This is a genomic window from Yersinia sp. Marseille-Q3913 (assembly GCF_963892745.1).
Taxonomy (GTDB): Bacteria; Pseudomonadota; Gammaproteobacteria; order Enterobacterales; family Enterobacteriaceae; genus Yersinia; species Yersinia bercovieri.
The window spans coordinates 45,422-70,066 of record NZ_CAWQAF010000003.1 but is presented as its reverse complement, the minus strand read 5'-3'; the positions used below and the strand labels follow the sequence as shown (position 1 = coordinate 70,066).

Here is a 24,645-nt window from a genome sequence, read left to right as displayed (position 1 = left end):
TGCAGCTTCAAGGACGAAGGGCGTGCCAATAGAGTTTCTTACCAAAACCAAGGGTATTATTGGTCATCTTGATTTCCAGCAGATTCAACTGCCAAATAGGGGCGGAGGCGACCTTCGCCACCGGGAAACGACGGCAATAACGTTGGCGGGCGGTTTGTTCGGCATTACCACTTAACTCGGTAATTTCACCGCGATATTGAATGCCTTTGATGAGGGCAACAGTGCGTGGCTGGGTGGCGATAGTCCCGACAACCTGCGGGTTAACTTGCATCAATTCGCCATGGCGGGTCTGTTTTTCGGTCATAAGATAAAGCACCATCTGCACATCATCAAAGACGTAAAAACAGTTGGCGCACCACATATCCATACCGCTGCCAGCGCACAGTGTCAGCACATGCTGCTGGCGTAAGAAGCGGATAATTATCGACAGATCATCAGGCGAGTTCACGGCACTCATTAGTCACAACACCTTCCGGCTTAAAAATAGCCTTGAGTGTACATCAACTTTGCCACAACAGACGATCACGGGATGTCAGGGTTTCTGTTGGGAAAGTCGCGAGCACCGCCTGATAGCGTTTGGCATCTTTCGGGTAACCCCGCGCTGCCTGTAAGAGCAGCCGCAATGCGCTGTCATAGTCGATGCCGCGCAAATCACGGTAAGGCCACAGTTCAGGTTCAGCAATAAACGGCAGCAGATAATCAATCCCCTGCTGCACATTACGGCCATCTTGCACCCGCTCCCAACGTTCAATTTCGACATGTTCACCATAGCGGCACAGCAACAGATGCGCCTCCAGATTGAATAGGGAGTAGTGGAACGGCACAGTGCGTTCCAGTTCCATCCACTGCTTACCGTCTTGGGCTATCTGAGCCGCCAACCGCTGGGTTATCCCTTGCTGGATAATGGTGGAAACCAGCCCGCGATCGCCGTAAAACATCGCATTGACTGCGCGCTGCACGTCATACCAGGTGCCGTGGTTGTTATGCCAGACATACTCGGAATGGCCCACTTCACTGTGGAACATCCAGTGGTTAAAATCGCGGAACCACTGCTGCAATACCGCCGTATCTTCGGTATCCAATAGTTTGGCGGGCAAGATCAAACCGATAGTATCAATGACCATCCACATCAGCCGGGTATCAATCAGCCCCGTCCCACGACCAGAGACAATACCGGGGATCGCCTGACCATAATTAAGGTGCGGATTCATCCGGGTTTTGGCATCTAAAAACCAGCAACGGATCTGTTCTGCCGCCACCTGTGCATAGCGGCTGTTACCTGTGAAATAGTAGGCTAATCCGAGGGTTAAGCAGCGATCGCACATCCGCACAATGCGCTGTGTATCAGTGTCATCATTCTGGCTTTGCGGATTAGTATGGCCATCTCGCCGCACATAGGGCAACCCGTTGGGCTTGCGCGGATTTGGCCACCAGTAAGTGCCAAAACTGTAGTAATCGTGAATATCCCCACTGACTGGCAGCAAGGTTTTGTGTGTGACACTCTCCGGCTGCTGGTCACGCAGAGCATCGGCTTCACTTAATAACCGGCGTAATGCCGGTTGCAAAGGTGAAAAAGGTTGCTGTAATACCGCTTTTGCCTTAATCAGGCACTCCACATCCAGCGTGTACAGTTTCATTGGTGTCACAGACGTTTTCATTGGCGTCATGGGCATTGCTTCCTTTATGCGGCCTGACAGGCAACCCGCACGCCAGTGGCGGCATCAAAAATGTGGATACCGGCGAGTTTAGGTTGCAAATACACCGTCTCCCCTGCATTCACCGCCAGACGCTGCTTAAATACCGAGGTAAAGCGGCCCCCGCCGGTGCTGCAAAATAGCTGCATATCCGAGCCGGTATTCTCAATCGCGGTAATGGTCGCTTTCAGGGCGCTGGCGTGGTGCGTTTCATCCACCACATTGACCTGCTCCGGACGAATGGCATACACCACACTTTGTCCGTCGGTCACTTGCAACCCGACAGGCAGTGTCAGCATGGAGCTATCCTCCAGTCGCAGCAGGAACTCGCCGCCCTGTTGCACCACCGTGCCTTTCAACTGATTGATCTCCGGCGATCCAATAAATCCGGCAACAAATAGATTCGCGGGTCGATCATAGAGATCGAGCGGTGAACCAACCTGCTCAATCCGCCCTTCACGCAGCACCACGATCATCTGCCCCATGGTCATGGCTTCTATTTGGTCATGAGTCACATAAACTGAGGTGGTTTTCAGCCGTTGATGCAATTCGCGGATCTCACCACGCACCTGAGTACGCAATTTGGCATCCAGGTTGGATAAAGGTTCGTCGAATAAGAATACTTGCGGGTTTCGCACGATGGCGCGCCCCATGGCAACCCGCTGGCGCTGCCCACCAGAGAGATCTTTTGGTAGCCGCTCCAACAATGCCTGTAACCCCAATAGCTCGGCGGTGGATTCAACTTTTTTGCTGATCTCCGCTTTGGACATTTTGGCCATTTTTAGCGCAAAGCCCATGTTTTCGCGCACCGTCATCTGCGGATAGAGGGCATAGCTTTGGAACACCATGGCGATGTCGCGCATCTTGGGTTCAACGTCAGTGACATCAATATCATTGATGCCGACCGTGCCGCCGGAGATCTCCTCCAGCCCGGCAATCATGCGCAGTAAGGTGGATTTTCCGCAGCCGCTCGGGCCGACCAGCACACAGAACTCACCGTCAGGGATCTCCAGCGATACATCGCGGATCACATGGGTGTCACCGTAAGATTTACAGACATTTTTAAGTACAACCGATCCCATTTTGTTTCTCCCTAGCCTTTAACCGCGCCAGACATGATCCCGCGATTGAAATGTTTTTGCAGACCCAGATACACGATGATGCTCGGCAACATCGCCAACAGGGTGATAGCAATAAAGATGTTTGGTGTGATGCTCTCGTCGGTACGTAGTGTGCCGAGGATCACCGGAATGGTATTCAGACTGTCCTGATTCACCACAATCAGTGGCAACAGGTATTGGTCCCAAATCATGATAAAGCCGAAAGTCACGACAGTACCCAGTGCGGGCTTAACCAGCGGCAGGATCACATGGAAGAAGATTTGCCATTCACTGGCACCATCAATACGCGCCGCCTCCTCCAGCTCTTTCGGGATAGCCGCCATAAACTCGGTCAGAACAAAAATTGAAAAGGCCCAACCCACCACCGGCAAAATCATGCCCAGATAGCTGTTGTAGAGCGAAGCGTCGATCACCGGCAGCTGCCAGTTGATGATCATATAGAGCGGAATGGCGATCACCTCTTCCGGCAACATCATGGTCGACAGAATGACCAGGCTGGTCAGAGAGACCCCGACAAACTTTTTACGTGCCAGCGCATAGGCCGCCAGCGCACTGACGGATACCTGCAACACGGTGCCAAAAAACACCACAATGATCGAGTTCAGCAGATATTGCCAGACGCCGATATCCATCCAGGCGAAGATAAAGTTATCCCATGAGAACTGATTGGGCCATGCCAGCAGCTCACCGGGTTTTACCGGTGCACCACTGAATGCGGTCGCCATTATGCCCCAGTACGGGCCAACAAAAACAGTCAGCAACAGACCATAAATTATCCAGCGGCCGATACTGTTCCAACTTTTACTTTTCATTACCACTCTCCGGCTCGGGTTAGTAACGGGCGATGCGCTTTTTCAAGGTGAGATGACAAATCGTCAAGACCACCGTGAAGGCGAATAACAGGAAGGAGACCGCTGACGCATAACCATAGTCAAACTGCTCAAAGCCCAGTTTGTAGATATGGGTCATGATCATTTCCGTTGCATTAGACGGACCGCCGCCGGTGGTGGCATACACTTCGGCAAACACGCGGAAACCACGAATAAATGACAGCATCAACACCACAGAAAGTGCAGGGATCATGCCCGGTAAGGTCACATAGCGCAGCCGGTTCCACCAGTTGGCCCCATCTACATTCGACGCGTCATATAAATCGCGGCTAATCCCTACCAGCCCGGCGATAAAGATCACCATGTTGTAAGGCACCGCTTTCCAGATATGCAGCAGCATTACCGTCCATAGCGCTTGATCGGTATCCGCCAGAAACCCCTGAGCCTCAATGCTGAACCACGACAGAATGTGGTTCACCACGCCATTACTGGTCGGGTTAAACAGAATTCGCCACATTTCGGCGACGATCGCCGCACTAGTCACCGCAGGTAAGAAAATGGCGGTACGGATAAAGCGCAGATGCCGTGCCGGCCCTTCCAGCAACATCGCCAAAAAGAAGGCGATAAAAGCGGCCACCACCATGGTGACCACCACATATAACAGGGTATTGAAGACCGCAGAGTGCAGCGCTTCATCACCGAAGGCGCGGGAAAAGTTGGCAAACCCGACCCACTCATTTGGCTGGTTAAAGTTAACCTTGTAGAAACTCATCACCAATCCTTGCAGCATTGGGATGAATTTAAACCAGGTGAAGATGACCAGTGCCGGAGCCAAAAACAGCCACGGAACCAGATTACGTTTTAGTCGGGGATTTAGCGTTATCATGATTCACTCACTGCCCTAAGACATTCTGTTTTGCCAGTTCATCATTCACCTTCTGATTCACCGCTTTTAATTCAGCAGTGATATCACTGTCACAACTGGCTAAGATGCGGTTGAAGCCTTCAGCAGTCACCTGACGAATTGGCGTCCAGTTAGGCACTTGTGGAATATAGCGGCCATGTTCGGCGTACAGATCAGCAAACATCGCCCAGCGCGGATCGTTATAAACCGCTTTGGTATCTACCTGTTTGTTAATCGATAAGCGCACCACCGGCATATTATTGCTGCCCATACCCATGCCAATTTGCTGCCCTTCTGGTGAGATCATGAACTCAATGAATTTCTGTGCAGCCTCTTTTTTCTGGCTACTTTTCATCATAAACACCGTGGTGCCTTCAGCCAGTGTTGCTTGCCCCTTCGGCCCTGTTGGTGGTGGGATCACTTCAAAAGCCTCTTTACCGGGATCTTTATCAAATAGAGCAATGTGATAGGGGCCAGAGAAGAACATGCCGCTTTGACCCGAACGGAATGAAGGTATGGCATCGGCTGTGGTGGCGTTGATAGCACCCGGCTGTACCGTTTTGTCGCACACCATACCACGCATGAAACTCAGGGTTTCAGTGGCGGCAGGTTCATCCAGTGCGGCTTTAAATTTGCCCTCACCCGCTGGGCGAATGAAGTCACCACCGGCCTGCCAGAGATATGAGCTAATAAACCAACTGGCATAGCCGCGAGTAGTTGAACCCGGCAGAATAAAGCCATATGTGTCATTTTTGCCGTTGGCATCCGGGTCATTAAAGGTAAAGGCTTTTGCCAGCGTGGCGATCTCTTGCCAGTTTTTTGGCTGCGATAGGCCCAACTTTTCCCGCCAGTCTTTGCGCACGAACAGGGCAAAGGTTTGGGCTGAGGTCGGCACACCATAATATTTACCATCAATATATTGGGCACTCTTCCAAGCGGTATCGAAGATATCTTCTCCACCAATGATATTTTTTGGTTCAATGGGTTCAACAATACCCAGCTGGACAAACTGCCCGATAGCTACCGCATCATTGAAAATCAGGTCCGGCAGCGCATTACCCGCTGCGGCTCGTGCCAGGCGCTGCTCAAAATCGGTCGTCGCATTGAAATATTCAATTTTGATGCCGGTTTTCTTCTCAAAAGTTTCAGCTTCTGTTTTATAAATATTCTTGGAATCATTACTGGCACGTATCCATACCTGCAATGTTTCTGCGGCGTGGAGAGACGGAACTCCCGTGGCTAAATAAGTTAACAACAGCAAAGATTTTATTTTTACGTTTGACGTTATCATTTTTTTCTTCATCTCAGCGTCCTCGTTGAAATCTATTTTTTATAGATTTACCCAGAAAGTTAAATAGCAGAATAAAATCATGAAACACTCGATAACATTAGAACCCAGAGCAAAGCAAAAAACCACACCATAAAAAATAAAACTTAATTCCATTTTAAAATCTCTGCTTGAGATCACACTTGAAAAAGGATTAAAAAACGAAAATATACGCTATTTTTAATTAAAAACAGCAAGTTAAAATCTTCATTTAAAAAATAAAAAAAATGACACAATGATTAAAATTAACTCAAAAACGTCTAAAACAGAGATTTAATTTGATGGTGCTCACAATTTAAGTCATTTATTCATAAAAAATTTACAATATGGACTTGGATCACAAAAAACCAAAAACTTTACCCTAGAATTCAAATCCATTCGAAATAGAACCGCATTGTTTTTATCAAAATGTTGGCTATACATTTCATAACCTTTTTATTAATGGGTGTAATTTTATTTACATAAAAACAGAGAAATAGATCGAACTCACTCTGTAAGTTTATTTTTAATAATATAAACCATCAAGAATAAGGAAAGTAGTGATGAACATTCTGGGGAAAAAAAAACTATTACTGGCTATTCTCATGGGGTCCTCACCCTTTATTTATGCTACTGAGAGCCATCCACTATTATTAAAAATGGATGATATCAACTACAGCATTACCCAGGTTAAGCAAAACAACCCTTTATATGAAAAATCCTATAAAAATCTGATAGCTAAGGCTGACAAAGCGCTGGGAAAACCACTGTACTCGGTGATGGATAAAAACTTGCTAGCCGCCAGTGGTGATAAACACGACTATTACAGCTTCCCACCTTATTGGTGGCCAGACCCAAGCAAGAAAGATGGTATGCCTTATTTGCGTAAAGACGGGGAAACAAATCCGGATGCCAATAGCGATGCGACCGATAAAAAACGCATGAACAGCTTCAGTGAAGATGTCTATTATCTGGCGTTAGCTTATAGCTTTACTGGCAAGCCCGAGTATGCCGAAAAAGCGCGGGATCAATTGGTCAATTGGTTCGTCAATCCAGATACCCGAATGAACCCGAATTTACAATATGCCCAAGCGATTCCAGGCATCAATGAAGGTCGTGGCATTGGTTTAATCGATAGTCGGGCGCTGGTGGATGTCATTGACGCCGTTGAATTGATAAGGCCAGCGAATGTACTTAAGGATACCGATTATCGGGCAATCAAAGAGTGGTATAGCGATTTTTACCAATGGATGACCACTAGCCAAAACGGGTTCGAAGAAGATAATTGGCACAATAATCACGGCACCTATTTTGATATGCAGGCCGCCTCTTTTGCCCTGTTTAGCGAGCAAAAAGCAGCGGCTCAAAAGCGTTTGGAGATAACCCAACTGCGCCGGATCCCATCGCATTTTGATATGCAGGGTCGACAAAATGCTGAGCTGGAGCGCACCCGCCCGTGGCACTACAGTAATTTCCATCTGGAAGCTTACAACAAGCTGGGTCGGCTGGGTGAGGTCGCCGACAAAGATATCTGGAACTTCACTCTCGACGAACATAGTCTCAAAAAAGGCTATCAATACGTCGCGGGCTTTATCAATACCGACCAAACCTGGCCGTATAAAGATCTGGATGGTGTTCAGGACAAAAAAGCACTGGTCAATATGATCACCGCCGCCCGCGCCTACCCGGCAGACCCTGATTTCCAACAGAAAGCGCAATATCTGATTGCCAAATACCCGGATGCTGTCGAAATCCTGCTCTATCCGATAACACAGCCCCTGATCGCAAAAAAATAAGCATCGTCGAGGACACACCAGCTATGAAGCAGTTTACGGATCGGCAGATGGTTAAAATCCGCCAGCGGGTCGTGCAGCAGCCGGAGATTATCACCACGCTGATTGCGGGTAATCAGGTTGTTTTAAGCTCAGAAACCCAGGTTCCTGCCACCGGTATCGCCACCTGGAACCATTACTACTATTGCCCCGATCACGGTGTGCAGTTGGAGTGGGATCGCTATTCACCCACCCAGCACCGTTGCCCGGTAGATGCTCATCTATTTAGTGGCGAACCCTATGATGGTGCTTGGTGGCGGGCGCTTAACGGCCTGAACGCCAAAGCCTGCAATCAGCTCGGCTTGCTATGGCAACTGACCGGAGAGATAGGCTACTTCAATAAGGTGCGGGATATTCTGATCAATTACGCCCGCTACTATCCTGACTATGAAGTTCATGGAGGTATTCCGTACAACGGGCCGGGCAAAGCCAATGCACAGACATTGTGTGAAGCTAATTGCCTACTCGATTTTGCGCTGGGATATGATTTTATTGCCGATGCCCTCAGTCAGGAGCAACGCGACTGCATTGCCGGGCGATTATTGCGGGAGGGCGCGGATTTTCTAATGCAACACCGTACCCGCCAGTTACATAACCATGAAGTTAAAATCAACAGTGCCATCGCCGTTATCGGCTTGATCCTCGACGATGAGCACTATATTGAGTCTGCGGTTAATGCGGATTATGGCCTGCGCTATCAGTTAGAGCACGGGCTATTCAGTGAAGGAATGTGGTTTGAAGGCTCGGTGCATTACCATTTTTATGCGCTGCAAGGTTTCTGGTCATTTGAAAAACTGGCCGCAGGCAGTCGCTACAGCTTATTGGCTCTCCCCTATTACCGCGACATGCTGAGTTTCCCGCTCAAACTGTTGATGCCAGATGGTACATTCCCCCGAATAAACGATTGCACTGCCGGACAGGAGCAGCTCAACCATACACATTTATATGAGTTTGCTTTCAAGATTTATGGCTATGATAAATATGCCGCTGCCCTGCAACATATTTATCGCCAACAACCCCGCTTAAATCTGGATGCGCTGCTGTATGGGGTTGACCAGTTACCATCACAGATCATTGATGTGATCCCGACGGATACACTCCATGCACCGGACTGCGGATTAACCATCTTGCGTCAGCCGCAATCCGGCCGGGCATTGCTGGTAAAACACAGCCCCTATGGTGGTGAGCATGATCACTTTGATCGGCTGAACTTAATTCTGTTTGAGCAAGGGCGAGAGATCCTGCCCGATTTAGGCACGACCGGCTATGGCGCACAGTTGCATTATGGCTACTACAAAAATAGCGCAACCCATAATACGCTCAGTATCAACCAGACGAATCAACCCCCAGCAGTGCCCATTATTCATAACTGGCATCAATCGGCGGCTTTCAGTTGGTTGGATACCGAGGTGGATTGGAGTCAAAAAGCACCAGATCTGGACAGCCATACCCGAATCCAATGGGATAGCGAAGCTTATCGTGATGTCAAATTCCGCCGCCGTATTTTGTGGCTGGATGACACCATCATCGACCTCAGCAGCATTATCAATCCACATCAACAGCAGTGGGACTGGGCACTGCATCTTGATGGTATGGCAGCAGAGCAGCTAGGTGAACCCGCAACTTTTAGTGAACACGGGCCAATGCAATACTTACATCAGGTTACCGCTCACCCCCTGAATGGGGTGGTCCAGTGCCATTATCAGACTGCGGCTCGCCCACTCTCACTTTGGTTGGCCGCCGATGCCCTGCTTTTCCAAGGGTTGGCACCGGCAAATCCCTCCGTGCGCGATATCAGCTATCTGATTTTGCGTAACTGCCAGCCGGAGGCACAGGTGGCGTGTGTCTTTGATTTGAATGACCACGACCCGCTATCGCAGGTCCGGGTAGAGAATGATGGCGAGATATTCTCTCTCGAATTAACCCGCCAACAGCAGGTTATACAAGTAAAAATTCCCTTTACCCGCAATAGCCTACCGCTATTCAGTTAACCTTATCTATGTCGGGGCAGCCATAGCCCCGCTTTCCCCGGACTTATCGCTGATGCAAGGAGTATTCCCAGCATATCCTTCCTAAGAATAGGATCTCTGGGGAGAAAGTGCCTGATAACGTGATTTAGCTAACATTTACTGCATAAGATGATTATGCATTTATATGCAAAATTTACGGATAACTGCGGATGTAACAAATAATTATGGATTAACAAATAAAATACAAAAAATATTAAGAACCCGCTCTCATTACTCATGTTGGATAATAATAAGCCAGCCAATGTATCCTTGGTGTTAAATATAACCCTACTGTTTTGCATAACATACAGTACAGTTTTGAATAAAAACCGTTTAAAACGAATAAAATTGATTATTTATTCGTTTTTTAGTCAAAGTGCATTTTTAAATAGAATAAAAACATGACGTGAGTCACAGAATGAATAAGTGTTATGACTAGAATAGCCCGCATCAGCTCGTTTTTCGAAAATCTTACTTAAAACGAAAACCTTGTTTAAAACCAAAATTTGTTTAAAAAAACAGAGATCTTACGCAAATGGAAAATAACAACAAGAAAATGGCGCATATAAGGCGGACAACGCATTTAATGATGCCGGCACACCGTAGTTATTTTAGCTTTTCCTATTTCCATTTTAGATAATACCCCTCTTGCGATGACATCCATTTTTATTGGATAGTCATTGTCTATGCACAATATTTGACAGAAACGAAAAGTGATTTTCTAAACTTTGCGTAATGTTAACTATTGTCTGCGTTCTCCGAAGATACTAATGCTCGGTTTTATTTTTATTGCTATCAGAGCAAGTAATGCTATTACTCAGCCGATACAGACCCAGTGTTAATTATCTTCCAGCAGAAACATAGCTATCCCGTAAAAATGTAATGTCACCTTTTCCGGATCACTGCGCCTGAAATTCAGCCGTCGTGTTTCGCAGAAAAGAGATAAAGCAGAAGAAATATCAATGAACATTATTTCATTGATACGACCTGCTATATATCGAATTTAGTAAACGACTAAATCCAATTTGCAAAAATGTTGGACGGGTTTATATACCCTAAATAAAATAAAAGAGAATCCATAATGAAAAAACTAAATATTGCGGCAAGTACTTCAGCGATACCCTGCTTCGAATCTCAGCGCGAAGTCGTGGATGTTCTACACACAGATTTTACCGATATTGCGGCGGTCGTACTGTCAGTCCAAGACATTAATAATGGTGTCATTGATAGCATTCATGCATTAGGACTTGAAATCCCGATTTTTGCGGCTGTTTGCTGTGAAGAAGAACTTAACACCGACGTATTACCCTCATTAAATGGGGTATTTGAACTCTGCGGTGACAACACTGATTTTTATGGTAAACAACTGGAATCAGCGGCAGAAAAATATGAAAAAGATCTGCTACCGCCATTCTTCAGTACATTAAAAAAATATGTTGAAATGGGGAACTCTACCTTTGCCTGCCCAGGGCATCAGGGTGGTCAATTCTTCCGTAAACATCCAGCTGGCCGCCAATTCTTTGACTTCTACGGCGAAACTATTTTCCGCTCTGACATGTGTAATGCTGACGTCAAATTAGGTGATTTGCTTATTCACGAAGGTGCACCTTGTGATGCACAAAAACATGCGGCGAAAGTCTTTAATGCCGATAAAACTTATTTCGTTCTGAACGGGACATCCGCCTCAAATAAAGTGGCGACCAATGCGCTGCTGGCCCGTGGTGATTTGGTGCTGTTTGACCGTAATAACCATAAATCTAATCACCATGGCGCACTGATTCAAGCAGGTGCAACACCGGTATACCTGGAAACAGCCCGTAACCCGTTTGGCTTTATCGGCGGGATTGATGCTCACTGTTTTGAAGAAAAATACCTGCGTGAACAGATACGTAGCGTAGCACCTGAACGGGCAAACGAAGCACGTCCATTCCGCCTGGCCATTATCCAACTGGGCACCTATGACGGCACCATTTATAATGCTCGTCAGGTGGTGGATAAAATCGGTCATCTTTGCGACTATATTCTGTTTGACTCTGCTTGGGTGGGCTACGAACAATTTATTCCAATGATGAAGGATTGCTCACCATTATTACTTGAACTGAATGAGAATGACCCAGGTATTATCGTTACCCAGTCAGTCCATAAACAACAAGCGGGTTTCTCACAAACTTCGCAGATTCATAAGAAAGACAAACATATTAAAGGTCAGGATCGCTACTGCAACCATAAACGCTTTAATAACGCCTTTATGCTGCACGCCTCCACCAGCCCATTCTATCCACTGTTTGCAGCATTAGATGTCAACGCAAAAATGCATGAAGGCAAAAGTGGTCAACGTATGTGGTTGGATTGCGTTAAGACCGGCATTGAAGCGCGTAAAATGATCTTAAATACCTGTAACATGATTAAGCCTTTTGTTCCGGTCGAAGTTGACGGCAAACCTTGGCAGCAATATGACACCGAGGCCATGGCACAAGATTTGCGTTTCTTTAACTTTATTCCCGGCGAAAAATGGCATGCATTTGAAGGTTATGAAGAGTCACAATATTTTGTCGACCCATGCAAACTGCTATTAACCACGCCAGGGATTGATACCAATACTGGTGAATATACGGCATCTGGTATTCCAGCCACTATTTTGGCTAATTTCTTGCGCGAAAATGGTATCGTGCCAGAAAAATGTGATTTGAATTCAATTCTATTCTTATTAACGCCAGCAGAAGATTTGGCGAAAATGCAACATTTGGTCGCGCAAATTGCCCGATTTGAACGTTTCATTGAAGAAGATGCCATGTTAAGCGATGTATTACCAACTGTGTATCGTAATAATGAAACTCGCTACAAAGGTTATACCATCGGTAAATTGTGTCAGGAGATGCATGATCTTTATGTTAGCTACGATGTTAAGCAGTTACAAAAAGAGATGTTCCGTAAACAGTATTTCCCTAAAGTTATGATGAATCCGCAGGATGCGAATATTGAATTCGTCCGTGGTCATGCTGAATTAGTACCATTGTGTAAAGCAGAAGGTCGAATTGCCGCTGAAGGCGCACTTCCTTACCCACCGGGAGTATTGTGTGTAGTCCCTGGTGAAGTTTGGGGTGGCGCAGCTCAGCGTTATTTCCTGGCATTAGAAGAGAGTATTAATTTACTGCCTGGTTTCGCACCTGAATTACAAGGTGTTTATTTGCAAGTCGATGAAGATGGATGGAACCGTGCATACGGCTACATGATGAAATAATAATAAAATACTTTTTATTTTTACAACACCAATACTAGCTTTCGCTCAATCTGCGGGAATAGCTTATTCCCGCAGTCTCTGAAATTAAAAAAGAGATAATAAAAATGAGTAAAACAAATAATAAGATGGGAGTCGTACAGCTGACTATTCTGACCGCCGTCAATATGATGGGGTCTGGCATAATTATGCTGCCAACCAAACTCGCCGAAGTTGGGACGATCTCTATTGTCTCGTGGTTAGTCACAGCAGTGGGTTCTATGGCGCTGGCCTATGCTTTCGCCCAATGTGGGATGTTCAGTCGTAAATCAGGCGGGATGGGGGGTTACGCAGAGTATGCCTTCGGTAAGTCCGGCAACTTTATGGCTAACTATACCTATGGTGCTTCGCTGCTGATTGCCAATATCGCCATTGCCATTTCAGCCGTGGGTTATGGTACTGAATTACTGGGCGCGACCCTGACACCACTGGGCATTTGTATCGCGACCATTGGTGTTTTGTGGCTGGCAACCGTGGCTAACTTTGGTGGCGCACGTATTACCGGTCAAATCAGTAGTGTGACTATCTGGGGGGTGATTATCCCAGTGGTGGGTATCTCAATTGTTGGCTGGTTCTGGTTTAGCGGCTCTGCCTATATGGCGGCGTGGAATCCACATGGCGTACCAACCTTCGAAGCTATCGGCTCTTCTATCTCAATGACACTGTGGGCTTTCTTGGGTTTGGAATCTGCCTGCGCCAATACCGATGCCGTAGAAAACCCTGAACGTAACGTTCCGATCGCCGTATTGGGTGGGACTTTAGGTGCAGCAGTTATCTATATCATCTCAACCAACGTGATTGCCGGTATTGTGCCGAATATGGATCTGGCTAACTCTACCGCGCCGTTTGGTCTGGCGTTCGCTTATATGTTCACCCCAGCAGTCGGTAAAATCATCATGGCATTGATGATCATGTCCTGCGTGGGATCACTGCTCGGCTGGCAGTTCACCATCGCTCAGGTGTTCAAATCCTCTGCCGATGAAGGTTTCTTCCCGAAAATCTTCTCTAAAGTCAGTAAAGCAGATGCGCCGGTCAAAGGGATGCTGACCATTGTTATCATCCAGAGTGTACTGTCGCTGATGACCATTAGCCCGTCGCTGAACAAGCAGTTCAACGTGCTGGTGAATCTGGCGGTGGTGACCAATATCATCCCTTATATTCTGTCGATGGCAGCACTGGTGATTATTCAGAAAACCGCCAATGTCCCGCCGGCGAAGGCCCGCAAAGCAAATATCATTGCCTTTATCGGCGCGATGTACAGCTTCTATGCGCTCTATAGCTCAGGTCAGGAAGCCATGACTTGGGGGGCGATTGTGACCTTCCTCGGTTGGACACTGTACGGTTTGGTTTCACCACGCTTTGAATTTGCAGCAAAGACCAAATAATCAGTAAAAAGAAAGTAATCAGAAAAAAACAATCAGTACGTTGATTTAGCAGGATCAGGTGCCAGCAGATAAAAAAGTCAGGATACGACCCGCAATTCCGGTAATAATGTTCCAAACCGCTACCCCCGGACTGGAAGAAGATTATGACGGATAGCCTTTGGTATCTCTATCTGCTGCGCACCGCCTCCGGCATGTTGTATACCGGTATTACCACCGATGTGGTACGGCGATTGGCACAGCATCAGAGTGGAAAAGGGGCAAAAGCGCTGCGAGGGAAAGGCGAGTTAACTCTGGTATTTCATTGTGAAGCAGGGGATCGTTCGACTGCATTGAAGCTAGAATATCGGGTGAAACAGCTCAGTAAGCCGCAAAAAGAGAAGCTGGTGATTAACCAGCCTCTTTCACTGCTCGCCATGCTTAGCGATAAAACCGTTAGCGGTTAGAACCGACTGAACGGAGCAGAAAACACCACTTCGCCATCAGCATCAGTCAGGGCATCTTCCGCCAAAGCATAAACCTGAAAACCCTCTTCGGTGCCAGGCCAGCGGCAAGTCAATTGGTGACGGGCAGCCGGAACAAAACCGAAGCGTTGATAGTAGGCCGGATCACCCAATACCACGACGGCGGCATAACCAAACTCATTGAGCGAATCTAGCCCCTCATACACCAGTTTTTCAGCCAAACCTTGCCGACGCAGACTCTCATCCACCGCCAGTGGTGCCAGCGCGACCCATTGACGGTCTTCACCACCAACCTCGACCGGGCTGAATGCGGCATAACCAACCACACCGCCTTCGTCATCAGTCGCTACAATCCCCAGCGTTAGTAAGCCATCTTCACGCAGTTGCTGCACCAGTTCAGCTTCGTCATTACTCTCAAATGAGTGGCGTAATAGCGCGTCTATTCCCGGAGCATCCACCGGAATTTCTACTCTGATCAACATGATGCTAATGTGCGGGAAGCACTTGCCACACCCTCTTGCTGACCCGCTTCAATAAACTCTGCCAGTTGTTGCAGACCCACTCGCAGCAAGGTTGGCATGGACTCCAATTCAATGGCATCCATCAGATTTTTCACATACAAGCCCAATTCGGTATCCCCTTCAATTCGTAACCGGCGCTGAAAAAATAGCGTATCCGGATCTTCTTTACGGGCAGCGATCAAAATCAGATCGTTGGCATCACCACTAAAGCTAACATCCGCTTCAGCTTGTTGGCTCACCACCAGCCTACCGTTTTCTACCGTCATAAACCATTGCAACGCTAGATCGCGTACTTCAATTTTTAACCAGCGAGACTCCAGAAACTCCAGATCGCCGTCCAACAATGCCTGGCGGAATTGCCACCCCAGCACTTGCTCTATAACCTGCCGCTGTATGGCAAATGGTGTCAACTTTAGCGGCCCCCGCAACAGCGCAGGCCCTTGGCGCACAAGACGTGCTCGTAGTTTTCCCAACACAGGCTGGACTCCTTATTTGGTGATATACCCTCCTCCTTGAAGCTGCAGGGGTGTTAGCTTGCTGCCTACCTGCAACGCCAATGACTTTGGGTTTAGATCTCGATAATTACGTCTATATTGCCACATTGGCAAAACATGAAAGCGCGTTAAATCAATAAAATTTGCATCAGAACTGGGCTAAATATCAGAAGAGTGCCACCAATGCGAAAGAAACTGCCTTACATCAAGGTCAGTTCAAAGTAGGTTAACTAAAATCGCCACTCGATAAAATACGAATATCATCTTCGGATGGGGAAAATTCTATGGAGCTGCTTTGTCCTGCCGGCAATTTACCCGCATTGAAAGCCGCAATCGATAATGGTGCTGACGCGGTGTATATCGGCTTGAAAGATGATACTAATGCCCGCCATTTTGCCGGCCTTAATTTCACTGATAAAAAGCTACAGGAAGCCGTTAATTACGTTCATAGCCGTAAACGCAAATTGCATATCGCCATCAATACCTTCGCCCACCCCGACGGCTATTCCCGTTGGCAGCGGGCAGTGGATATGGCGGCGCAACTTGGAGCTGATGCCCTGATTTTGGCGGATCTCGCCATGCTGGAGTATGCCGCTGAACGTTATCCCGAAGTGGAGCGCCATGTCTCGGTGCAAGCCTCAGCGACTAACGACGAGGCCATCCGCTTTTATCAGCGCCATTTCGATGTGGCACGGGTGGTTCTACCGCGCGTACTCTCAATGCATCAGGTGAAACAGCTGTCACGTACCAGCCCGGTACCGTTGGAAGTTTTCGCCTTTGGCAGTTTATGCATTATGGCGGAAGGCCGCTGTTATCTCTCATCCTATTTGACGGGTGAATCCCCCAATACCGTGGGTGCCTGTTCACCCGCGCGCTTTGTCCGTTGGCAGCAGACCCCGCAAGGGATGGAGTCACGCCTCAATGAGGTGCTGATTGACCGTTATGACGACAATGAAAACGCCGGTTATCCCACATTGTGCAAAGGGCGCTATCTGGTAGATGGTCAGCGCTACCACGCTCTGGAGGAGCCGACCAGCCTGAATACCCTTGAGCTGTTGCCGGAATTATTTGCCGCGAATATCGCCTCGGTAAAAATTGAGGGCCGCCAGCGCAGCCCCGCTTATGTCAGTCAGGTTGCCAAAGTCTGGCGACAGGCGATTGACCGCTACCAGGCCAATCCGGCGCAATTTGCCGCCAAAGCAGAGTGGATGGAACAACTGGGCGCAATGTCCGAAGGAACCCAGACGACACTGGGCGCTTATCATCGCAAGTGGCAGTAGCCGGAGGAAATATGAAGTACGCCTTAGGCGCAGTGCTCTATTACTGGCCAAAAACAGATATTGAAACCTTCTATCAAGCAGCAACCAATAGCAGCGCCGACATTATTTATCTGGGCGAGAATGTCTGCACCAAGCGCCGTGAAATGAGAGTCGGCGACTGGCTGGCCTTAGCCAAAGAGGTTGCCGCCAGCGGCAAACAGGTGGTCATTTCCACACTGGCACTGTTGCAGGCCCCATCCGAACTGAATGAATTGAAGCGCTATGTGGAGAACGGCGAGTTTTTGCTAGAAGCGAATGATTTGGGTGCGGTGAATATGGCGGCTGAACGCGGCCTTCCTTTTATCGCGGGTCACGCCCTTAACTGCTACAACGCCTATACCCTGCGGATTTTGCACCGTCAGGGCATGATGCGCTGGTGTATGCCAGTGGAGCTTTCTCGCGACTGGCTGAGTAATGTCTTACAGCAGTGCGAAGAGTTGGGTTTTCGCCATCAGTTTGAGGTGGAGGTGCTGAGTTACGGCCATCTGCCGCTGGCGTATTCTGCCCGCTGCTTTACCGCCCGTTCAGAAGATCGCGCCAAAGATGAGTGCGAAACTTGCTGCATTAAGTATCCACAAGGGCGCAAGGTGTTGTCGCAGGAGCAGCAGCAGGTCTTCATCCTCAACGGCATTCAGACACAGAGCGGTTACTGCTATAACCTCGGTAATGATCTGATCTCTATGCAGGGGTTGGTGGATATCGTCCGTCTTTCGCCACAAGGCATTGAGACACTGGAGGTTATCGATCAATTCCGCGCCAACGAGCAGGGTTTGGCCCCGCTGGCACTGACAGATAAAGCGGATTGCAACGGCTATTGGCGGCGACTCGCCGGACTAGAATTGGTCTCCTAAATATCACTGGGAGAGCATAGCCACTCTCCCAGTAATTCAGAATAGTAATTTATCCCCCTCCCTTGGCCGCATTTATTCCCCTTCAGAAGATCGCCCTTTAGTTTATGCTGTTATCTGCATACAACGCGTTTACACATAAGCGCACTCGCCCTTCAAGCGACTCGACACAAGGTTAAGATGGACGATTCTATGATTGATAATAATGTTTCTATCACTGATAAAAATACAATTCCCCTGTCGGTGCTCGATTTATCACCGATAGCTCAAGGTAAAACCCCACGGGATGCTTTCCATGCTTCATTGGATTTAGCGCAACATGCCGAAAACTGGGGATATCACCGGTACTGGCTCGCCGAACACCACAACATGACCGGCATTGCCAGTGCCGCGACCTCGGTCCTGATTGGCTATATTGCCGGTGGCACCAACACAATCCGCGTAGGCTCTGGTGGTGTCATGCTACCTAACCATTCGCCGCTGGTGATTGCCGAGCAGTTTGGTACCCTCGCCTCCCTCTACCCTGATCGTATTGATCTCGGTCTTGGCCGTGCGCCCGGCAGTGATCAGCGCACCATGATGGCGCTGCGCCGCCATCTGTCAGCTGAGGTTGATAACTTCCCATCGGATGTACGTGAACTGCAAAATTACTTTGCAAAAGTGCAGCCAGGACAGGCAGTGCAAGCGGTACCGGGTCAGGGCTTACATGTGCCGCTGTGGCTGCTGGGTTCAAGCCTGTACAGTGCGCAACTCGCCGCAGCCATGGGCCTGCCGTTTGCCTTCGCCTCACACTTCGCACCAGATATGCTGTTCCAGGCGCTCTCGTTGTATCGGGAAAACTTTAAGCCGTCAGCACAGTGGCCAAAACCTTACGCCATTGTCTGCGTCAATGTGGTGGCCGCGGATACAGAACGTGATGCACGTTTCCTGTTTACCTCGATGCAGCAGCAGTTTGTCAGCCTGCGCCGTGGCACGCCGGGTCAGCTACCACCGCCAGTGGAAGAGATGGAGAAGATCTGCTCGCCAGCGGAACAGTTTGGGGTCGATCAGGCGCTGCGGTTATCCATCATTGGCGATAAAAGCAAAGTACGCCATGGGCTACAGTCACTGTTGCGGGAAACTCAGGCCGATGAGTTGATGATCAATGGTCAGATTTTTGATCATCAGGCGCGATTGCACTCCTTTGAGATAGTCGCGAGCTTGCAGCAAGATTTACAGTCGGTTGACCGCTTGTAAGACCCTCTCTGGCGAAGGATCCGCAGACATAAAAAAACCAGCCCGAAGGCTGGTTTTTTACGTTTAATCATCAGAGATGACTAAGACTTATGCATCACCGAAACGACGACGCGCTGGCGCTGCTGCGGCTGGTGCCGCGGCATCATCACGACGTGGTGCAGCTGAACGCTGACCATCACGGCTACCACGACGTTCGCCACCACCATTACCGGCTGGAGCACGGTCGCTGCCGAATGAACGACGAGGAGGAGCACCTGCGCCATCACGACGTTCGCCACCGGCTGAACGAGGACCACCACGGCGCTCACCACCATTACCGCCAGCTGGACGTTCACGACGTTCGTGTGGCTGCGCATCACCCAACAGCTGCATGTTCAGCGGCTTGTTCAGGATACGAGTACGGGTGAAGTGAGATAACATTTCGCCCGGCATACCTTTTGGCAGCTCGATAGTTGAGTGAGAAGCAAACAGCTTGATGTTACCGATATAACGGCTGCTGATATCACCTTCGTTAGCGATAGCGCCAACGATATGACGAACTTCAACACCATCATCACGGCCCACTTCAATGCGGTACAGTTCCATCTCGCCAACATCACGACGTTCGCGACGTGCTGGACGCTCGCCACCATCACGGCTGTCAGCGCGAGGCTCACGACGGCTATCACCACGGTCACGGCCACGGTCATTACCACGATCGCTACCACGGTCATCACGGGAATTGAATTCACGTTGCGGACGACGCGGTGCTTCTGGTGGCAGAATCAGAGGACGTTCGCCCTGTGCCATTTTCAGCAGTGCAGCAGCCAGAGTTTCGAGATCAAACTCTTCTTCTGGTTGCAGCTTAGCCAGCAATGCGCGGTACAGATCCAAATCACTGCTTTCCAGCTGTTGGCCGACTTTAGCAGCAAACTGCGCTAAACGACGTTCGCCCAGCAATTCTGCATTTGGTAACTGAACTTCTGGAATGGTCAGCTTCATGGTGCGTTCAATGTTCTGCAACAGGCGACGTTCACGGTTCTCAACGAACAGCAACGCACGGCCAGCGCGACCGGCACGACCAGTACGGCCGATACGGTGAACGTAAGACTCTGAATCCATAGGGATATCATAGTTTACAACCAGGCTGATACGCTCAACGTCCAAACCACGAGCAGCAACATCAGTTGCGATCAGAATATCCAGACGGCCATCTTTCAGGCGATCCAGTGTCTGCTCACGTAAAGACTGGTTCATATCGCCGTTCAGTGCAGCACTGCTATAACCACTGCGTTCCAGAGCTTCTGCAACTTCCAGCGTCGCGTTTTTGGTACGCACGAAGATGATAGCTGCGTCGAAATCTTCAGACTCCAAGAAACGAACCAAAGCTTCTTTTTTGTTGTAACCGCCACCCACTCTCCAGAAACTCTGGCTGATATCAGGGCGGGTAGTCACGCTAGACTGAATGCGCACTTCCTGTGGATCTTTCATGAAGCGACGGGTAATACGACGAATCGCTTCTGGCATGGTTGCAGAGAACAGCGCGGTCTGATGTTCAGCCGGGATCTGCGCCATGATAGTTTCAACGTCTTCGATAAAGCCCATACGCAGCATTTCATCTGCTTCATCCAACACTAAACCGCTCAGGTTGGACAAGTTAAGGGTGCCGCGTTTCAGGTGATCTAACAGACGACCTGGAGTACCAACAACAATTTGTGGACCTTGGCGCAAAGCGCGTAATTGAACGTCATAACGCTGACCGCCGTACAGGGCCACTACGTTGACGCCATTAATGTCTTTAGAGAAGCTGGAGAGTGCTTCAGCGACCTGAATAGCCAGCTCACGGGTTGGTGCTAATACCAGAACCTGTGGTGCTTTCAGCTCAGCTTTAATATTGTGTAACAGCGGCAGACCAAACGCGGCTGTTTTGCCACTGCCTGTTTGCGCCATGCCGAGAACATCACGGCCGTTTAACAGGTGTGGGATACATTCTAACTGGATTGGCGATGGTTTTTCATAACCAAGGCTAGTTAGAGCGGAAAGAATAGGAGCGGACAGCCCCAGATCAGCAAAAGAGGTTTCAAGCTCAGTAGTCATGTACACGTGCCTCATTAATAATGGCAGCCAGTCTACATAACTCGTCGAGAAAATTTTCAGTCATTTTCATTGAAAAGTGTGAACCGGCTCAAATTAGATTATAAAACGAACAAAAAGGCCATCACCTGTTAGGGTGATTAACATTGGTAAAAACCAAGGTATCTCAGGCTGATAGTTGCTCGTCAGCTATTGCTGGTCCGATTCCGATAGGTCGTCTTGTTCTTGGCCCAAAAGCGCCAATTCCAACAATGCATAGCGGTGCTCAACAAAGTTATGAACGTTGTTAGCTACCGTCAGTTTGAACAGCGCCGAAGCGGTGTTCTTGTCCCCCAGACTTAGGTAATGTTTACCTAAATAGAAGTCAGTTTCACTGAGATGCTCAGCGAGCGAAGTGTTATCCGTTGCATCTGCCTTGAGCCTTTCCATCAGCGTTTTTTCGCTGATCGTGCCCAGGTAGAATTCGACAATATTCCATCCCCATTGCCCTCTGTCCGATTTTTCATAGCGCTGTTGTAGCGCTACTGCCGCTGCCTTGGGATCGATTTCTCTTTCCACCAGATACAGCCACAACGAACGGAAGGGATCATTTGGATCGTCTTGATAAAACGCCTGCAGATCATCCTGCGCCAACGGGAGTCGACCGCCATAATACAGAGCGATACCCCGGTTTAAACGCGCGTAATTGTAAGTTGGATCAAGCTCTAGTACAGAATCAAACGCTTCATAGGCAGCATCAAAATTGCCTGCCTGCGTTAAATAAATGCCCAGATAGTTAAAAACTTCTGGCATATCAGGACGAATAGCTAACGCTTGCGAAAAATCATTTCGCGCTAGTGCCCGTAGCCCGAGGCTATCATACAGCACTCCGCGCTCATATAAAAGCTGTGCGCGCTCATCATCCGTAAGTGCCCGACTTGCAAGGATTTGTTCCATGCGCGCCAGAATCACTTCCTGCTGCAACGTCGGTTGCAACGGGATAGCCAACACCTCGTCTTTACGCCAATCATGGTTGCTGCATCCTGCCAGCATGAGTGCTGTCGCAACGTAACACCAGCGCAAGAAAGGCTTCATTTCCTACTCCCGAAGACAAACATTGGATAAATATCCTTTCATCCATTTGTTTAACACAAGAGCATCCTGCCCTCGAGATAACATAGCCCCTCACTCATCAGTCAGGGGCTATGGAATGCTTTATTACTCTGCTGCTTCTGGTGCCGGAGCTTCTGCGTCAGGAGTAGTGGCTTCTTTGATGCTCAGGCGGATACGGCCCTGACGATCAACTTCCATTACTTTAACTGGCACTTCTTGGCCCATCTGCAGGTAGTCTGTCACTTTCTCTACGCGCTTATCAGCGATTTGAGAAATATGAACCAGACCTTCTTTACCGCCGCCGATTGCCACAAATGCACCAAAATCAACGATACGGGTCACTTTACCCGCATAGATACGGTTCACTTCGATTTCAGCAGTAATTTCTTCAATGCGACGAATAGCGTGTTTTGCTTTGTCGCCGTCGGTTGCTGCAATCTTAATAGTACCATCATCTTCGATTTCGATCGTGGTGCCAGTTTCATCAGTCAGCGCACGAATCACAGAACCACCTTTACCGATCACATCCTTGATTTTCTCAGGATTGATTTTCATGGTGTAGATACGTGGAGCGAACTCAGAGATATCACCACGAGGAGTGCTGATAGCCTGTTCCATAACACCCAGAATGTGCAGACGCGCACCCTTGGCCTGGTTCAGAGCCACCTGCATGATTTCGCGGGTGATGCCTTCAATTTTAATGTCCATTTGCAATGCGGTGATACCGTCACGGCTACCGGCCACTTTAAAGTCCATGTCGCCCAAGTGATCTTCGTCACCCAGAATGTCAGACAGAACCACAAAGTTTTCGTTTTCTTTAACCAGACCCATCGCGATACCCGCAACAGCGGCTTTAATTGGCACGCCTGCATCCATCAGGGCCAAAGAAGCACCACAAACAGAAGCCATCGAGGAAGAACCGTTAGATTCGGTGATTTCAGAAACCACACGAACAGTATAAGGGAACTCGCTCGGGCTTGGCATAACTGCCAACACACCACGTTTCGCCAGACGGCCATGGCCAATCTCACGACGTTTCGGTGAACCAACCATACCGGTTTCACCAACGCAATATGGAGGGAAATTATAGTGTAGCAGGAATGAGTCAGTACGCTCACCCATCAGCTCATCAATATTTTGCGCGTCACGTGCAGTACCCAGTGTTGCAGTAACCAGTGCCTGAGTTTCACCACGGGTGAACAACGCAGAACCATGGGTACGTGGCAATACGCCAGTACGCACATCCAGACCACGGATCATGTCTTTTTCGCGGCCATCGATACGCGGTTCGCCACGCAATACGCGGCTACGAACGACGTTTTTCTCAACATCGCCCAGAATGTCCTGAATTTCAGATGCATTCAACGATTCGTCTTGTGCCAGCAAAGCTTCAATCACATCAGCTTTGATAGCATCAACTTGAGTATAGCGCTCTTGTTTCTCAGTGATGCGATATGCGTCACCCAGACGAGCTTCAGCCAGCTCAGCAACGCGCGCGTGCAGCGCTTCGTTAACTGGCTCAGCATGCCAATCCCACTTCGGTTTACCAGCTTCGGCAACCAGAGCATTGATGTTTTCAATCACAACTTGTTGTTGTTCGTGGCCGAAGACTACCGCGCCCAACATTTGATCCTCAGACAGAATGTCTGCTTCAGATTCAACCATCAATACTGCGCCCGCAGTACCGGCAACAACCAAGTCCAGCCGGCTCTCTTTCAGTTCGTCAGTCGTTGGGTTCAGCACATACTGGTCGTTGATGAAACCAACGCGAGCAGCACCGATTGGGCCGTTGAATGGAATGCCTGACAGGCTCAGCGCAGCTGATGCACCAATCAGTGCCACGATGTCTGGGTTAATCTGTGGGTTAACAGAAACAACGGTCGCAATCACCTGAACTTCGTTCAGGAAACTGTCTGGGAACAGTGGGCGAATCGGGCGGTCAATCAGACGTGAAGTCAGTGTTTCGCCTTCACTTGGGCGGCCTTCACGACGGAAGAAGCTGCCTGGGATACGGCCAGCAGCGTAAGTACGCTCCTGATAGTTAACAGTCAGCGGGAAGAAGCTCTGACCTGGTTTGGCTTTCTTTTGGCCAACAACTGTCACAAATACTGCGGTGTCGTCCATGCTTACCATGACAGCAGCAGTTGCCTGGCGAGCCATCATGCCCGTTTCGATGGTTACGGTATGTTGGCCGTACTGGAATTTACGAATAATCGGAGTCAGCAAAATAGTATCCTTATACT

General features: G+C 48.8%; 21 protein-coding genes. 9 read left to right on the top strand and 12 right to left on the bottom strand.

The genetic code is table 11. The features are described from left to right. Positions 1–7: 7 nt before the first annotated feature. Genes AACW11_RS01735 through AACW11_RS01710 form a run of 6 tightly spaced genes read right to left on the bottom strand, consistent with a single transcriptional unit; the run spans position 8 to position 5,852 of the window. Positions 8–457, bottom strand: a complete 450-nt coding sequence (locus AACW11_RS01735) for a YhbP family protein (RefSeq protein ID WP_212585698.1) — start codon at positions 455–457, stop codon at positions 8–10. Positions 458–500: 43 nt separating this feature from the next. Further along, complete coding sequence (locus tag AACW11_RS01730) at positions 501–1,667, bottom strand: alginate lyase family protein (protein WP_212585697.1); 1,167 nt, start codon at positions 1,665–1,667, stop codon at positions 501–503. A 14-nt stretch (positions 1,668–1,681) separates the two neighbouring features. Continuing rightward, positions 1,682–2,776 carry an ABC transporter ATP-binding protein gene (locus tag AACW11_RS01725; protein ID WP_212585696.1) on the bottom strand — a complete coding sequence of 365 codons (1,095 nt, stop codon included), beginning with the start codon at positions 2,774–2,776 and terminating at the stop codon, positions 1,682–1,684. Positions 2,777–2,787: 11 nt separating this feature from the next. Beyond that, positions 2,788–3,627, bottom strand: a complete 840-nt coding sequence (locus AACW11_RS01720; protein ID WP_212585695.1) for a carbohydrate ABC transporter permease — start codon at positions 3,625–3,627, stop codon at positions 2,788–2,790. A 19-nt stretch (positions 3,628–3,646) separates the two neighbouring features. Continuing rightward, entirely contained in the window at positions 3,647–4,531 is an 885-nt protein-coding gene (locus AACW11_RS01715; RefSeq protein WP_005272561.1) for a carbohydrate ABC transporter permease, read from the bottom strand. 7 nt (positions 4,532–4,538) lie between these two features. Beyond that, positions 4,539–5,852 (bottom strand): ABC transporter substrate-binding protein, encoded by a 1,314-nt coding sequence (locus AACW11_RS01710; protein WP_212585694.1) that lies wholly within the window; start codon positions 5,850–5,852, stop codon positions 4,539–4,541. Between the two features lie 566 nt (positions 5,853–6,418). Between AACW11_RS01710 and AACW11_RS01705 the strand changes: the two genes are divergently transcribed. The 6 genes from AACW11_RS01705 to AACW11_RS01680 all read left to right on the top strand — a co-directional run bounded on the left by AACW11_RS01705 (position 6,419) and on the right by AACW11_RS01680 (position 14,801). Next, positions 6,419–7,651, top strand: a complete 1,233-nt coding sequence (locus AACW11_RS01705; RefSeq protein ID WP_212585728.1) for an alginate lyase family protein — start codon at positions 6,419–6,421, stop codon at positions 7,649–7,651. A gap of 23 nt (positions 7,652–7,674) precedes the next feature. Further along, positions 7,675–9,678: a heparinase II/III domain-containing protein gene (locus tag AACW11_RS01700; protein WP_212585693.1), complete on the top strand. Its 2,004-nt coding sequence runs from the start codon at positions 7,675–7,677 to the stop codon at positions 9,676–9,678. Positions 9,679–10,231: 553 nt separating this feature from the next. Further along, complete coding sequence (speFL, locus tag AACW11_RS01695) at positions 10,232–10,336, top strand: leader peptide SpeFL (RefSeq protein WP_108088099.1); 105 nt, start codon at positions 10,232–10,234, stop codon at positions 10,334–10,336. Positions 10,337–10,777: 441 nt separating this feature from the next. Next, a complete protein-coding gene (speF, locus tag AACW11_RS01690) occupies positions 10,778–12,937 on the top strand; it encodes an ornithine decarboxylase SpeF (protein WP_212585692.1) in 2,160 nt (719 codons plus the stop codon). Positions 12,938–13,041: 104 nt separating this feature from the next. Next, positions 13,042–14,358 (top strand): putrescine-ornithine antiporter, encoded by a 1,317-nt coding sequence (potE, locus tag AACW11_RS01685; RefSeq protein WP_212585691.1) that lies wholly within the window; start codon positions 13,042–13,044, stop codon positions 14,356–14,358. A 143-nt stretch (positions 14,359–14,501) separates the two neighbouring features. Then, complete coding sequence (locus tag AACW11_RS01680) at positions 14,502–14,801, top strand: GIY-YIG nuclease family protein (protein ID WP_032897104.1); 300 nt, start codon at positions 14,502–14,504, stop codon at positions 14,799–14,801. On the opposite strand, the gene AACW11_RS01675 is transcribed toward AACW11_RS01680, so the two are convergent. Together AACW11_RS01675 and ubiT are read right to left on the bottom strand one after the other, a co-directional pair. After that, the gene (locus AACW11_RS01675) at positions 14,798–15,301 is read right to left on the bottom strand and encodes a GNAT family N-acetyltransferase (RefSeq protein WP_212585690.1); all 504 of its coding nucleotides are present in this window, start codon (positions 15,299–15,301) and stop codon (positions 14,798–14,800) included. The two genes, AACW11_RS01680 and AACW11_RS01675, sit on opposite strands and share 4 nt — an antisense overlap. After that, positions 15,295–15,816 carry a ubiquinone anaerobic biosynthesis accessory factor UbiT gene (ubiT, locus tag AACW11_RS01670; protein ID WP_212585689.1) on the bottom strand — a complete coding sequence of 174 codons (522 nt, stop codon included), beginning with the start codon at positions 15,814–15,816 and terminating at the stop codon, positions 15,295–15,297. The genes AACW11_RS01675 and ubiT overlap by 7 nt, the downstream gene beginning before the upstream one ends. A 302-nt stretch (positions 15,817–16,118) precedes the next feature. On the opposite strand from ubiT, the gene ubiU reads away from it, so the two are divergent. From ubiU to AACW11_RS01655, 3 genes are all read left to right on the top strand, one after another. Beyond that, a complete protein-coding gene (gene ubiU / locus AACW11_RS01665; RefSeq protein ID WP_005272578.1) occupies positions 16,119–17,114 on the top strand; it encodes a ubiquinone anaerobic biosynthesis protein UbiU in 996 nt (331 codons plus the stop codon). Between the two features lie 11 nt (positions 17,115–17,125). Next, positions 17,126–18,004, top strand: a complete 879-nt coding sequence (locus AACW11_RS01660; RefSeq protein WP_212585688.1) for a U32 family peptidase — start codon at positions 17,126–17,128, stop codon at positions 18,002–18,004. A 177-nt stretch (positions 18,005–18,181) separates the two neighbouring features. Beyond that, positions 18,182–19,237, top strand: coding sequence for a luciferase-like monooxygenase (locus tag AACW11_RS01655; RefSeq protein WP_212585687.1), 1,056 nt, complete (start codon positions 18,182–18,184; stop codon positions 19,235–19,237). 87 nt (positions 19,238–19,324) lie between these two features. Here the strand turns inward: AACW11_RS01655 and AACW11_RS01650 are convergent, their stop codons facing one another. The 4 genes from AACW11_RS01650 to pnp form a co-directional block, all read right to left on the bottom strand. After that, complete coding sequence (locus tag AACW11_RS01650; protein ID WP_212585686.1) at positions 19,325–21,313, bottom strand: DEAD/DEAH family ATP-dependent RNA helicase; 1,989 nt, start codon at positions 21,311–21,313, stop codon at positions 19,325–19,327. After that, positions 21,303–21,377 (bottom strand): protein YrbN, encoded by a 75-nt coding sequence (yrbN, locus tag AACW11_RS20790; protein ID WP_223499600.1) that lies wholly within the window; start codon positions 21,375–21,377, stop codon positions 21,303–21,305. Before yrbN ends, AACW11_RS01650 begins: the two co-directional genes overlap by 11 nt. Before the next feature lie 122 nt (positions 21,378–21,499). Further along, the gene (nlpI, locus tag AACW11_RS01645; RefSeq protein ID WP_050080885.1) at positions 21,500–22,384 is read right to left on the bottom strand and encodes a lipoprotein NlpI; all 885 of its coding nucleotides are present in this window, start codon (positions 22,382–22,384) and stop codon (positions 21,500–21,502) included. A gap of 123 nt (positions 22,385–22,507) precedes the next feature. After that, a complete protein-coding gene (gene pnp, locus AACW11_RS01640) occupies positions 22,508–24,628 on the bottom strand; it encodes a polyribonucleotide nucleotidyltransferase (RefSeq protein ID WP_212585685.1) in 2,121 nt (706 codons plus the stop codon). Positions 24,629–24,645: the final 17 nt, after the last annotated feature.

What these genes read in the sequence shown, in the direction of transcription:
- AACW11_RS01650 (WP_212585686.1), bottom strand. Translation starts at nt 21,313, where the DNA reads ATGACTACTGAGCTTGAAACCTCTTTTGCTGATCTGGGGCTGTCCGCT.
- AACW11_RS01660 (WP_212585688.1), top strand. Translation starts at nt 17,126, where the DNA reads ATGAAGTACGCCTTAGGCGCAGTGCTCTATTACTGGCCAAAAACAGAT.
- AACW11_RS01735 (WP_212585698.1), bottom strand. Translation starts at nt 457, where the DNA reads ATGAGTGCCGTGAACTCGCCTGATGATCTGTCGATAATTATCCGCTTC.
- potE (WP_212585691.1), top strand. Translation starts at nt 13,042, where the DNA reads ATGAGTAAAACAAATAATAAGATGGGAGTCGTACAGCTGACTATTCTG.
- AACW11_RS01705 (WP_212585728.1), top strand. Translation starts at nt 6,419, where the DNA reads ATGAACATTCTGGGGAAAAAAAAACTATTACTGGCTATTCTCATGGGG.
- AACW11_RS01675 (WP_212585690.1), bottom strand. Translation starts at nt 15,301, where the DNA reads ATGTTGATCAGAGTAGAAATTCCGGTGGATGCTCCGGGAATAGACGCG.
- AACW11_RS01720 (WP_212585695.1), bottom strand. Translation starts at nt 3,627, where the DNA reads ATGAAAAGTAAAAGTTGGAACAGTATCGGCCGCTGGATAATTTATGGT.
- AACW11_RS01680 (WP_032897104.1), top strand. Translation starts at nt 14,502, where the DNA reads ATGACGGATAGCCTTTGGTATCTCTATCTGCTGCGCACCGCCTCCGGC.
- AACW11_RS01725 (WP_212585696.1), bottom strand. Translation starts at nt 2,776, where the DNA reads ATGGGATCGGTTGTACTTAAAAATGTCTGTAAATCTTACGGTGACACC.
- speF (WP_212585692.1), top strand. Translation starts at nt 10,778, where the DNA reads ATGAAAAAACTAAATATTGCGGCAAGTACTTCAGCGATACCCTGCTTC.
- AACW11_RS01655 (WP_212585687.1), top strand. Translation starts at nt 18,182, where the DNA reads ATGGACGATTCTATGATTGATAATAATGTTTCTATCACTGATAAAAAT.
- AACW11_RS01715 (WP_005272561.1), bottom strand. Translation starts at nt 4,531, where the DNA reads ATGATAACGCTAAATCCCCGACTAAAACGTAATCTGGTTCCGTGGCTG.
- nlpI (WP_050080885.1), bottom strand. Translation starts at nt 22,384, where the DNA reads ATGAAGCCTTTCTTGCGCTGGTGTTACGTTGCGACAGCACTCATGCTG.
- AACW11_RS01730 (WP_212585697.1), bottom strand. Translation starts at nt 1,667, where the DNA reads ATGACGCCAATGAAAACGTCTGTGACACCAATGAAACTGTACACGCTG.
- ubiU (WP_005272578.1), top strand. Translation starts at nt 16,119, where the DNA reads ATGGAGCTGCTTTGTCCTGCCGGCAATTTACCCGCATTGAAAGCCGCA.
- speFL (WP_108088099.1), top strand. Translation starts at nt 10,232, where the DNA reads ATGGAAAATAACAACAAGAAAATGGCGCATATAAGGCGGACAACGCAT.
- AACW11_RS01710 (WP_212585694.1), bottom strand. Translation starts at nt 5,852, where the DNA reads ATGAAGAAAAAAATGATAACGTCAAACGTAAAAATAAAATCTTTGCTG.
- AACW11_RS01700 (WP_212585693.1), top strand. Translation starts at nt 7,675, where the DNA reads ATGAAGCAGTTTACGGATCGGCAGATGGTTAAAATCCGCCAGCGGGTC.